Annotated in this window: 11 protein-coding genes and 1 pseudogene; 3 read left to right on the plus strand and 9 right to left on the minus strand. The window is 42.6% G+C overall.

Features of this window, described 5'->3' with window-relative positions; translation table 11 throughout:
- Positions 1–52 precede the first annotated feature (52 nt).
- The 4 genes and pseudogenes from secB to rsgA all read right to left on the minus strand — a co-directional run bounded on the left by secB (position 53) and on the right by rsgA (position 2,384).
- The gene (gene secB, locus GFH30_RS02195; RefSeq protein ID WP_153370690.1) at positions 53–511 is read right to left on the minus strand and encodes a protein-export chaperone SecB; all 459 of its coding nucleotides are present in this window, start codon (positions 509–511) and stop codon (positions 53–55) included.
- 38 nt (positions 512–549) lie between these two features.
- A pseudogene (gene grxC / locus GFH30_RS02200) lies at positions 550–803 on the minus strand (glutaredoxin 3).
- A 20-nt stretch (positions 804–823) separates the two neighbouring features.
- Entirely contained in the window at positions 824–1,231 is a 408-nt protein-coding gene (locus tag GFH30_RS02205; protein ID WP_153370691.1) for a rhodanese-like domain-containing protein, read from the minus strand.
- Positions 1,232–1,325: 94 nt separating this feature from the next.
- Positions 1,326–2,384: a small ribosomal subunit biogenesis GTPase RsgA gene (gene rsgA / locus GFH30_RS02210; protein ID WP_153370692.1), complete on the minus strand. Its 1,059-nt coding sequence runs from the start codon at positions 2,382–2,384 to the stop codon at positions 1,326–1,328.
- 123 nt (positions 2,385–2,507) lie between these two features.
- Between rsgA and orn the strand changes: the two genes are divergently transcribed.
- The 3 genes from orn (at position 2,508) to GFH30_RS02225 (ending at position 5,883) form a co-directional block, all read left to right on the plus strand.
- Positions 2,508–3,065: an oligoribonuclease gene (gene orn / locus GFH30_RS02215; RefSeq protein ID WP_153370693.1), complete on the plus strand. Its 558-nt coding sequence runs from the start codon at positions 2,508–2,510 to the stop codon at positions 3,063–3,065.
- A gap of 125 nt (positions 3,066–3,190) precedes the next feature.
- A complete protein-coding gene (locus tag GFH30_RS02220; protein ID WP_153370694.1) occupies positions 3,191–3,961 on the plus strand; it encodes a tRNA threonylcarbamoyladenosine dehydratase in 771 nt (256 codons plus the stop codon).
- Positions 3,962–4,059: 98 nt separating this feature from the next.
- Entirely contained in the window at positions 4,060–5,883 is a 1,824-nt protein-coding gene (locus tag GFH30_RS02225) for a tetratricopeptide repeat protein (RefSeq protein ID WP_153370695.1), read from the plus strand.
- 57 nt (positions 5,884–5,940) lie between these two features.
- Here the strand turns inward: GFH30_RS02225 and GFH30_RS02230 are convergent, their stop codons facing one another.
- From GFH30_RS02230 to GFH30_RS02250, 5 genes are all read right to left on the minus strand, one after another.
- The gene (locus GFH30_RS02230; protein WP_153370696.1) at positions 5,941–7,359 is read right to left on the minus strand and encodes an efflux transporter outer membrane subunit; all 1,419 of its coding nucleotides are present in this window, start codon (positions 7,357–7,359) and stop codon (positions 5,941–5,943) included.
- 10 nt (positions 7,360–7,369) lie between these two features.
- Positions 7,370–9,343 carry a MacB family efflux pump subunit gene (locus GFH30_RS02235; protein ID WP_153370697.1) on the minus strand — a complete coding sequence of 658 codons (1,974 nt, stop codon included), beginning with the start codon at positions 9,341–9,343 and terminating at the stop codon, positions 7,370–7,372.
- 2 nt (positions 9,344–9,345) lie between these two features.
- Positions 9,346–10,692 (minus strand): MacA family efflux pump subunit, encoded by a 1,347-nt coding sequence (locus GFH30_RS02240; RefSeq protein WP_153370698.1) that lies wholly within the window; start codon positions 10,690–10,692, stop codon positions 9,346–9,348.
- A gap of 119 nt (positions 10,693–10,811) precedes the next feature.
- Positions 10,812–11,798: a DNA polymerase III subunit delta gene (gene holA / locus GFH30_RS02245; protein WP_153370699.1), complete on the minus strand. Its 987-nt coding sequence runs from the start codon at positions 11,796–11,798 to the stop codon at positions 10,812–10,814.
- A gap of 10 nt (positions 11,799–11,808) precedes the next feature.
- On the minus strand, positions 11,809–12,333 hold the full coding sequence (locus GFH30_RS02250; protein WP_153370700.1) for an LPS-assembly lipoprotein LptE: 525 nt from the start codon (positions 12,331–12,333) through the stop codon (positions 11,809–11,811).
- Positions 12,334–12,507 lie beyond the last annotated feature (174 nt).

A 12,507-nucleotide genomic window follows, 5' to 3' on the forward strand; every position in this document is an offset into this window, starting at 1 on the left:
GGGCATAAAAAAGACCGCAATTGCGGTCTTTTTTAGATCTAAAGGAAAGCGATTAAGCTTGACCTTCAGGTGCAGCAGCTTGTGCACGTTGCATATTCGCTTCAAATTCAGCATCGAAGTTGATTGGCGTAAGAAGCAATTGTGGGAAGCTACCTTTTGTAACCATGTCATTCACCGCTTCACGAAGGAATGGGAACAAAATGTTCGGGCAGTATGCGCCAAGAATGTAAGGCAGACGTTCTTCTTCAACGCCATCAATCAGGAAAATACCCGCTTGAGTCACGTCAACGATGAATGCTGTATCACCTTCATTCGTTGCTTGAACAACAACTTTTAAAGCCACCTCAAAATGAGTTTCATCAATTTTTTCTGCAGAAGAAGAAAGGTTGATGTTTAACTCAGGTTGCCATTGCTTGGTAAAAACTTGCGCCCCAGGTACTTCAAAAGAAATATCTTTAGTATAAATACGCTCTAATGCCAATTGTGGCTGAGCTTGTTGTTCTTCACTCATTCTTTATTCCTTCATATGAGGTGATGTTTAAATCTAAGTTACGCCAATAATTCGTCAAGTTTGCCTTCACGCTCTAAGGCATAAAGTTGGTCAAACCCACCGATAAATTGATCATTAATAAAAATCTGTGGAACAGTACGATGATTCGTACGCTGCATCAAATCAAGACGAACCTGTGGGCTTCCTGAGATAAGTTGATGTCAGTATAAGCAACACCTTTACGCTCAAGGAGTTGTTTCGCGCGAACGCAATATGGACAAACAGTGGTCGAATAAATCTTAACTTCAGCCATGATCAATCTCCTCTTGCTGATTATTTGCTTTTTACCAAAGGTAAACCTTGGGCTTTCCAGTTGCTTACACCACCGTCAAGACGGTAGCTATCTGCATGACCGACTTGTTGTAGGGCAGTTCCTGCAACTTGACCCAAATTACAAATGAACACCAACGGGCGATCAGATGTTTTTAACTCTTCAACATGTTTTGTAAGTTGGCTATACGGAATGCTACGGCTACCGCTGATATGACCTTCGCGGAAATCTTTCCCATCACGTAAATCAATCAACATGGCATTTTTAGCTTTTACTAAAATACCCAAAGATTGTGGAGAGATTTTACGTCCGCCACGTTGACCTTCAATGATGAAGAATAAAACCACGAGTACCGCAAGTGCGCCAAACAAGAAGGGATGATTCCCCATAAACTCGAACCAACGTTCCACAATTCACCTAATTACAATTTTAAAATTGCTAAGAGTATAGCTCATAAATATGGTGATCAAAATCACCGCTTCAAGGGCAGCAGCAGAATAAAAACTAATTTTTTTGCTGTGCTTCCGTAATTTCATCAATTAGACGCAAATAACTGTCCAAACGACGCTGCAAGATTTCACCGTTTTCTGCGGCTAGACGCAAAGCACATTTTTTCTCATGTTTATGCGTACAGTTACGGAATTGGCAATGTCCGAGTAAATTTTCAATTTCAGGGAAGCCGGTTTGAACTTTATCTAAATTCAAATGCCACAAACCAAATTCACGAATTCCCGGAGAGTCAATCAGTGCTGCACCTTCACCAAAACCAATTAAGCGGGTTGACGTGGTGGTATGCTGACCAAGCGCAGAATTTTCAGAAATAATATTGGTTTTCTGTGCAGCGTCCGGCACGATCGCATTAATCAGGGTACTTTTACCGACACCTGATTGACCGACAAATGCCACAGTTTCATGTTGAAGGCGTGCAGATAATTCGCTTAAATCACCTGCCGATTGCGTCTGCATCACTTCATAGCCCAAATCTTCATATTCTTTCAGAAGCTTGAGAATGTGATCATCTTCTTTGAGTAAGTCCGATTTATTCATCACTAAAAGTGCAGGAATTTTAGCATCCGCACATGCCACTAAGTAACGATCGATCAGACCTGGAGCTGGTTCAGGCAATGGTGCAAACACAATCACAATCAGTGAAATATTGGCTGCAACCGGTTTAACCTTGTGATAACGGTCAGGACGGGTCAATAAAGATTGGCGCGGATGAATCGCGGTAATAATGCCCAAACCTGTATTTGGATCGGCCTGCCATTTAACACGATCGCCTGTAACCAATAAATCGAGATTGGTACGAGTATGACAGCGCCATACACTGCCCAGTTCAATCTCTTTCCAAGCGGGTTCAGGTTCGCCTTCTGCCACAACAGGTTTTTCGGGATGAATTGCAGGAGTAGACAGCGTCTGGACTTCAAGTTGACGCCCATAATGCTGGACCACCAAACCTTCTAAATCGTCAGAGGTATCAAGATCTTCTTGACGTGTTTTTTGCTGTTTCTGAATACGACGTTGTTGTTGTTCAGTTAAACGACGTTTACGTATTAAAGCCATTCAAATCCTAAAAAACCATGGGAGCGAGATGGCAAAAATAGCATGAAGCAGGGGGGTAATTACAGCCAAGTCATAAGAAATTTGCTACTATGTTGTTTTTAAGCTGATTAAGATTGCACAATTATGAGCAGCACCCCTGATAGCCGATTGATTTGGATTGACCTTGAAATGACAGGTCTAGATACTGATAACGACCAAATTATTGAAATTGCGACGATTGTAACCGACGACAATTTAAACATTCTGGCAGAAGGTCCTGTGCTTGCGGTGCACCAGTCTCCAATTCTGTTAAATGCGATGGATGAGTGGAATACACGCCAACATGGTCAGTCAGGTCTGATTGAACGTGTACGCCGTAGTAAATTAACAGCACAAGACGCAGAGCAACAAACATTAGAATTTTTGAAAAAATGGGTCAATCCGAAGACTTCACCGATGTGCGGTAACTCGATTTGCCAAGATCGTCGCTTCATGCACCGTTTAATGCCTGAACTTGAACAATTCTTCCATTACCGTAATTTGGATGTCTCTTCTATTAAAGAATTAGCAAAACGCTGGCGCCCTGAAATTATGGATGGCTTAAAGAAAAATGCATCGCATTTGGCGATGGATGACATCCGTGATTCAATTGCAGAATTGAAATACTACCGTGACTATTTCTTTATCATGAATAAAGACTAAGTTATAAGAATTCAAAAAGGGGCGAAAGCCTCTTTTTTTATTTCATAATCTTGACTTGTATTTTGTCAGAAAAAAAACATCGAATTTGCTAAAATAGCCGCTGATTTAACTCTGCCTCAAGACTTATGACTGATTTGCTCCAAGACGATGAATATGACCGCCGCTTTGCGGGTGTTGCCAAAATTTATGGCGAAGACAGCTTTAGTCATTATGAAAAAAGTCATGTCATGGTCATTGGGATTGGTGGCGTAGGGTCATGGGCAGTGGAAGCATTGGCGCGTACAGGTGTAGGCGAGCTTACTTTGGTCGATATGGATGTGGTCGCTGCATCTAATATTAATCGTCAGTTGCCTGCCATGAGTACCACTTTAGGACATGAAAAAATTGAAGTCATGGCAGAACGTTGCCGTGCGATTAATCCGCGCATTAAAATCAATTTGATTGATGATTATCTAACACCTGAGAATGTTAAAGACGTGCTCGCCGGCAGTCCTGACATTATTTTAGACTGTATTGATGATGTCAAAGCCAAGTTTGCACTCATGCTGCATTGCCGTTTTAACAAAATTCCATTGATTGTCTCGGGTGGCGCAGGGGGTAAACTTGATCCACTGAAAATACGTGTCGCAGATTTATCAAAAACTGAACAAGACCCAATGCTTGCAAAGCTTCGTGCACAGCTACGTAGCAAAGGCATTTGTAAAAAACTAAAAGAAAAATTCGGTATTACCTGCGTGTATTCGATTGATAATCCGTTTTCAAGTGCGGATGTTTGTCCAAGCGCGGGCTTACGTTGTGGTGGCTATGGTTCAGCTGTGGTCGTGACGTCAAGTTTTGCCATGGTGGCTGTGTCTGAAGTCCTGAAGAAATTAGATGCTAAACGGGCAAAAGCCTGATTTACAAAATTAAAAGCACGATCTATGTGCTTTTTTTTATATGCAGTCTAAAATGAATGTATTCATTCATATAACAAAAACAATGTATTGGAGCCGCTATGTGGTTTTTATTGGTGCTGATTTTGGGGATCGCAGCCTTAAGTGTTTGGATGTGGAAGCGTCCAGATCCGGTCAAACGTGACCAAGCCAAAGCAGTTCATCATGACTTATGGATTGAACAAATTGATGCGCAGCTGAAACATGCTTTGCGTTTAATTTCAGATCCGATTCAGCCGAATTATGAACGCGGTTTCGATATTTTAAATCAATTGGCACAGCAACAAGATATCCCGCAAGCGTATATGCATATGGGGCTGATGCATTTGAATGGTTGGGGTCGACCGCAAAGTACTGAAAGTGCGATTGGTTTATTGGACAATGCCTTTCGGCTCGGTAGTGATGAAGCGGCTTATCATTTGGGGCGTATTTATGAAACAGATGACTATGCGCATCAAGATGTAGAAAAAGCCTTATATTGGTATCGACATGCGGTTGCACGTGGCAATGTTGAAGCCCAACTTAAAATCAGTGAGCTTGCGGCTCAAGACGAACATAGCATTGCCGAGCAGAAACATGAGTTATTGCAAAAAAATGCGGATCAAGGGCATGCCAATTCACAATTTCAATTATCGCAATATTATTTAAAAGACTCAGATCAGCAAGATTTGAGCTTGGGTATTCATTATTTATTCTTAGCCGCACAGCAAGATCATTTGGCTGCCAATCAACAGATTGCACATTATTATTCGCATGGACAGATCCTTGAATACGATCCCGTTCAAGCCTTGCAATTTATGAAGCGTAGCGTGGCGTTGGGCGATCAGCAAAGTCTGTATGCTTATTATGCGGGTGTGTTAAATGGTCGAATTGATATTGATCAACGGCAACGTGTATTGCAACATTTACAGCAACAATCTCAAGAACATAAGGATTCCTCTGCAAAAACGTTATTAGGTTTGGCTTATTTTCATGGCTGGTATGTTAAGAAAAATGAAACTATGGCTTATCGCTATTGGGATGAAGCCGCAAAACTAAAACATCCTGATGCAATGTGTATGATTGCTGCCTTGTATTTTGAGGAGTACATTGTTGAGGGTGGAGCTGAAAAAGCGTTTGAGTTATATCAACAAGCGCTTCAGATTCATCCGCAGCATCTTCATGCCCAGATGGGCTTGGCATTGTGTTACATGAGCGGTATTGGGATTGCTAAAGATACCTATCAAGCAACACGCTTGATTCAATCCTCGGTTAAAGAGCATTGGCAGTTTAACGCATCCTCTGAAGCAGATTTGATTTATAGCGTGGGGCGTTTTTATAGTCTGCCTGAATATCCATTGCCAACGCGTGCTAAAGCTGTTCATTATCTGAATCAAGCCGTGTCAAAAGGCTCAAAAGATGCAGCGTGGTATTTTTATCAAGCATTGAGCGGTGTATTGTTAATTTTTGAAGAAAATGAAGCATTGGCAAAACGCTATTTACATGAGGCGGCACAACTTGGACATACACAAGCGCAGGCTAAAATCGGTCATATGTATTTAATGGGTGAGGGTGTTGAGCAAGATTTAGCGTTGGGTCTGAAATATGTACAGCAAAGTGCAGTACAAATGAATGGTTCCGCGTTGAATACATTGGGTGAAGCTTATGAGAATGGTTTCGGGGTTGAGCCTGATATTCAGCAAGCGATTCGTTATTATGTTCAGGCTGCTGCTAAAGTGAACCCAGATGCGTACAGCCATTTAGGGCGTTTATATACCAAAGGCATTGGGGTTGAACGTGATGTCAATATCGCACGTGAATGGCTCGAAAAAGGCAGTTTACTGGGACATGAAGGCTCTCAGACCTTATTAAAAAATGTAAATGCATATTTAGAGATGAATGAATAGTTAACAATTAGGCATAAAAAACCGAAGCCTGAGCTTCGGTTTTTTTCATTTTAAAGATTAAGGCAATTGTTGAATTGGACTACCACCTAAGGCTTGCATGAGTGTGACATAGGCATTGTATTGGCTTTGTTTGGTTTGAATTAAAGTTAAACGTGCATTACGCAGGGTTTCTTGCGTATCTAACAAGTTCTTTAATGCAACCGCGCCATTACGATAACGAACTTCCGTTAAACGCGCCGTTTTCTCTGCCAACTCAACATTACGTTGTTGCAGTTGGACTTGTTTGTTGATTTCGTTACGAGCTGAAAGTGCATTTTCAACATCAGCAAAGGCTTCATACATCGTTTGACGATATTGCAAAATCGATTTTTCATAATCGAGTTCATTGACCTGCAAATCACGCTTCATGTCGTTCCATTGCAAGAACGGCAAAGTTAAACCTGCGCCTAAGGTTGCTACAGGATTTTTCAATGCGCTCGAGAGTGATGAGCTTGTTCCTACACCCGTCGACAATGCGCCAGTCAAACTAATCGAAGGGTAATAACTGGCTTTATTAGCATCTTTATTGGCTAAGGCTTTACGCAAACGTAGTTCCGCTGCTTGTAGATCTGGACGACGTGCCAATAAACTTGCGGGTAAGCCGGCTTGAATCGTCGGTAGCTGAATATTGGCTAAGCGCGAAGGCTCACTAAAGTTTAGCTGTTGAACTGGCTCATTTAACAGAACTGCTAAAGCCGTGCGAGTTTCCACACGTTGCTGATCAATCTGACTCAGGTTCGATTTTTGGCTTTGAATGGCTTGTTCGGCTTGGGTTAAATCTAAACCTGATACGGCACCTGCGCGATATTGCACTTGGACTAAATCATAGGTTTTTTGCGCAGTCGCTAAGTTTTGCTGAACCACGCTATAACGCTCATTCAGGTAGCCTAACTGCCAATATAACTGCGCTGTTGTACCAATTAGGCTTTGCGCAGTCGCTTGTAAGTCTTGCTCGGTCGCCAAGGCTTCCCAACGCGACGCTTCCGTTTGATTGGCAAGTTTGCCAAACAAATCGAGTTCATAACTTAAACCGGGATAGTTTAAGTTAATGCCACGTGAAGAGCTGCCACCACCATCCAATTCAAATGCGCGACCTGTTGAGACACTCGCATTACTGACTCGAATGCCCTGTTGGCTTGCACTTTGTTTGGCTTGAATACGCGCTTGTTGCAAGTTAATGCCAGCAACTGCTAAATCAGTATTGCGTGCGAGCACTTGATCGACCAATGCATTTAACTGAGGATCTTGAAATAAAGTCCACCATTGATCAGCTAAAACGCGTTCATGAATCTGCTGATTCAAACCTGAACTGTTTTGGAAGTGACTTGGAATCTGAATGCTGGGTTGTTCATAAGGCGTTTTGACCACAGCAGCACAGCCGACCAAAGAACTAGCGAGAACAAGGGCACTGGCAAGTTTGGTTAAATTCATTTGCATGACATATTCCTTATTCACGAGACAGAGCATCGACTGGATTTAAACGTGCGGCATTACGTGCAGGAATGAAACCAAACACAATACCAATGAGACTTGAGCAGACAAAGGCAGCAATAATTGAAGTGGTTGAATACGCCATTTGGAACGTACCACCAGCAAAATGAGTAATCAGCTGACCAATACCGAGCGAGAGCAAGACACCCAAAATACCACCAAGAATACAGACTAAAACGGCTTCAATCAGGAACTGCTGCAAGATATCACTTTGACGTGCACCAACTGCCATTCGTACGCCAATTTCTTGAGTACGTTCAGTGACAGACACCAACATGATATTCATGACGCCAATACCACCAACCACCAATGAAATGACCGCAATGGCTGAAATCAGCAAGGTCATCGTTTTCGTGGTTTGTTGAATGGTTTCACGAATACTATCGGCATTTTGGGTAAATACATCTTGTGCGCCATGGCGTTGAACCAACAAATTCAAGATGGCATTTTCCGCAGCAGCACTTGGGTATTCATCTTTAATACGCACAATAATATTACGTACATTAGACTGACCCAGCATACGGCTCATGACGGTCGAGTAGGGCAGATACACGTTTAAAGTATCAGAACTGCCCATTCCAGCTTGTGCTTCCACAATACCAATGATTCGGCTTGGTACACTGCCCAATAACAGCACTTGACCTACGGGATTAGTGCCATCTTTAAAGAATGTATTTTGGGTGTTGGTATCAATTACGACGTCTTGGGCTTGTTGAGTCACGCTGTGCTTATCAAATGCTTGACCTGATTTAAAGTTCAAACCTTTCACATAGAAGAAATCAGCACTCACACCATTCACAGTTGCAGAGGCTTCGACTTCTTTAAAGCGAGCGGTGACACTACTGGTTACTGATGGACTCACGCCATCCACATAGGGTTGTTCAGCTAAGGCATCTGCATCGGCAGGAATCAGCGTTTTGGCTTGGGATGATCTAGAATTATCACCAAAACCGCGACCTTGGAACACGGTAATGGTATTGGTGCCCAAGCTACTAATATTTTCTAAAATTTGCTTTTGCGAGCCATTACCCAGCGCAACGACGGACACGACCGATGCAATCCCGATAATAATCCCGAGCATAGTCAAGAAGGTTCGCATACGATGTGCATTCATGGCCAAGAGCGCCATACGGAACGCTTCACCTAAGCGGTCAAATGCAGCACGCCATGCCGGAATTTTCTTTTGTGGTGCAGGTACAAGCTCCTGTTTGACAAAACCATCTTCGACTTCAGGGACATTCGGCTGATCGGAAATAATATTGCCGTCAGAAATCTCAATAATACGCGTAGCATTTTTGGCAACGTTATGATCATGCGTGACCAAAATAATGGTATGACCTTTGGCATTCAGCTCACGCAAAATGCGCATGACTTCAATACCACTGTTCTTATCGAGTGCGCCTGTTGGCTCATCGGCAAGAATAACATCACCACCATTCATGAGAGCACGTGCAATTGAAACACGCTGTTGCTGACCACCTGAAAGCTGACTTGGACGGTTTTCAGTTTTTTCACCCAAACCAAGGTTGGTCAACAGTTCAGTCGAGCGCTTATTACGCTCTACCGCATCGGCACCCGCATAAATAGCAGGAACTTCAACGTTGCCCGCTGCGGTTAAATCACCGAGTAGATGATAGCGCTGGAAAATAAAACCGAAATATTCACGGCGCAATTTTGCCAATTCATCTGCTTCAAGTTCGCGTGTTTCACGCCCTTTTACCTTGTAGCTACCTGTGGTGGGTTTGTCCAAACAGCCCAAAATGTTCATTAACGTCGATTTACCCGAGCCAGACTGACCGACAATCGCGACCAATTCACCCGGATAAATTTCGAGGTTTACACCTTTTAAAATCTGAATCGTGCTGTCACCGGCAGGAAACTCACGAATCAGATTTTTGACCTCGAGTAGAGGTTGATTAGATTGGGTCATGATTACATTCTCATTGGACCAGCACCTGGGCCACGGCTACCACCGCTGCTACGTTTTGCTGCGTTATTAGAAGAATCAGAGCCATCTGCAATTACAACTTGATCGCCTTTTTTCAAACCTTTGATAATTTGAGCAGTCACACGGTTGTTTAAACCAACAAGAATAGGGGTTGGTTTAGCTGTACCATCCGCTTGTACCACACGAACCATTGCGCGCGTTGCTTTACCTTGCGCAATCAAACTACGTTCTGCATCAGATAATTCCAAACGCTGAGGACGATCGCCTGTACCACGTTCAGCATGTTGACCACGTGCGCTAGCTTCGCTTGCTGCACCCGAACCTTCACCACGGCTACGTTGTGGACGGTTTGAGCTTTCAATCGCAGAAGCAGGAATGGTCAGTACATTTTTCGCTTCATCAAGCACAATATACACTTGCGCGGTCATATCAATACGCAGTTTGCCGTCTTCATTCGGCACATCAAACAAAGCGTTGTAATACACGGCTGAACTTGAAGATGACGCCGTATTGGTGTCGGTATTAATAGAGTTTGGAGCAGGCTCAACTTGGCGAAGTTTCGCATAAATTTTCTTTTCACTGTTGCCAAGGGTCGTGAAGTAAACCGATTGACCTTCTTCCACTTTCATGACATCGGCTTCAGAAATTTCAGCTTTAATGGTCATGTTGTCTAATTTAGCCAGCTTTACAATGGTTGGTGCACTTTGGTTCGCGTTCACGGTTTGACCTTCTTCAGTCACAATCGCGACAATCGTACCGTCCATCGGTGCAACAATTTGGGTATAGCCTAAGTCTTCTTTGGCTGTTGCAAGCGTTAAACGCGATTGTTCAATCTGTGCATTGATGGCCGTGATTTCAGCTTGTGCTGTTTTAAAGCTTGCCATTGCCGCTTCTAGCTCAGATTTTGAGGTTGCATCTTGAGCATACATGGCTTTTTGGCGGTTATATTCTGCTTCTACTTTCGCCAAATTCGCTTGTTTTACCGTCAATTGCGCTTGTTGATTTTTAATGCTGGCTTCAGCGGTTTTCAATTCATTTTCTTGACGCACAGAATCAATACGCGCAATCAGTTGACCTTGTTTAACTTGATCGCCCAACTGCACATACATTTTTTTGACCTGACCCGAGACCTGAGCACCTACGCTCACCATTTTGGTCGCTTCAAGTACACCTGTTGCCAACACGGAGTTTTCAATATCGCCTGTGGTGACTTCAGCCGTAATGAATTGCATTGGTTTTTCTTTTGGTTTGAGGAAGTACCATGCGGTCGCTGCGACAGCAATGGCAATCACGACAGCCATAATCAGTTTAGTCGGTTTTATTTTTGGCATGATGAACAAATTTAAGTCGGAGATTTGATTGTGATTATAGAATCGAATTGAGGATAAATCGTGAATTTTTTTAACAAATAAGAATGATTATTATTTTATTTATCTAATTTTAAAGGGATTTAATGGAACAGAGATTTGCCACACATACTCGCAATTGCCTGTTGTACAAGGTGTTCAGCATTCTCGTGACCTAAGCCTTTGATGGATGCGTCGATTCTAATTAAGAGCGAAGGCCATGCTAAAAACGTTTGCGGACTTAAACGACGTAAGGCTTGTTGATACTGACTGACTTTAGTTTTCCAAATACCGAGTTGTAAAGCATTTTGCGGTTGTTCAAACAGTTGCATGAGCAAACGCATCTCTTTACTAATACTCCACAAAATTAAACTTAAGGGTTCACCTGAAGCCATTAAATATTGAAATATTTTAATCGACTGGGCAAGATTACCCGCCAATAAGGCATCACTTAAGTCATAAGTGCTATAGCGTGATTGATCTTGTAGACATGCATATAAATGCTCAATCTCGATGACATCGACTTCAGCAAACGTATCTGATACACGCATCAAGCTATTTTTTGCTGCCAGCAAATTATGTTCGTGATGTTGTTCAAGCCAAGCCCACGCATCATTAGCAAGTTTAATCCCAAGTTTATCTGCTTCAATGGCTAAAATTTGTTGACGATCACGAGGGTAATTGGCAGTAAGTGCGACATTGACGCCATTGGCATCAATGGTTTGGAAGAAACTGGTTTTTAAACTGCTGCTGTCTTGTTTTGGCATGACGATCAAAAGCAAGTTCTGCTCATTATGCTGTAAGAAACTTTTGAGGAGCTTAAGACCTGCTGCATCGGGTTTGATATTGCCATGTACTTCAACCGCAAGTTGGGTTGAAAACAATGACAAACTGTTTAAAGCATTAAATACAGTTTTCCAGTCACTCACCGAGCTAATGTCATAACGTTGACGTTCAATCTCTTGCTTTTGCCAACTCGCACGGAAGGCATCCATCAAGTTCTGTTCAAGTAAAGGCTCTTGACCATGCAAAACCCATGCACCGCGAGCGTCATCGACACGTTTAAGGGCTTGCAGATAGTCAATTTTCATAATGAGGTCTTTATTTGGCAGCAGAAGTATTTTGGATAAGCGGTAAACGATTTGATGAAATTTGACGTGCAATTTGCTGTGCAATGTCATCAATAATCACTTGGTTTAAGTATTTTTGTTCTTGGTCATCGGTATTCACGGTTTCGATATCATATTGATAACTACGTGTTGCCAATAATGTACGCGGTTCAGTAAGTGGATTACCTTGCGCATCTTCAATACGGAACGTCACATTTAAACGCAGTAATGTTTCAACCAATTTACCATTGAGTTCTAAGCGGCGTGGGGTGTAATCCAAAATGCGAAGCGTGTAGGCATCGGGTTGGTTACTGAGCTGAACGCCTGCAGCACCTAAATACATGACCAATTTTTCTTCAAGTTCTTCAGTATTGGCAGGCATAATCAAATTCAATTTTTGATATGCAATGGGTGCAACACTTGGGTTCATGCCTTTTAAATGAAAGCCACAGCCGACTAAACCTGCACTTAGACCACAAGTTAAAACAATGACTGCTAAACGGTTGCCTAAACGCATGTTTATCCTCTTTTCCCAAACGGGAATGATTAAAAAATTCTATAGGGGATTGTAAAGTCAAAGCCCGTTGACTGGCAACGGGCTTTGTTTGGGAATTGTGAAATCCTTAAGTTCCACTCTTTAATAAAGAGGGTAAAGCCTCCCTTTTTTAAAGGGAGGTTTGGAGGGATTATT

The organism is Acinetobacter wanghuae (assembly GCF_009557235.1).
GTDB classification, from domain to species: Bacteria; Pseudomonadota; Gammaproteobacteria; order Pseudomonadales; family Moraxellaceae; genus Acinetobacter; species Acinetobacter wanghuae.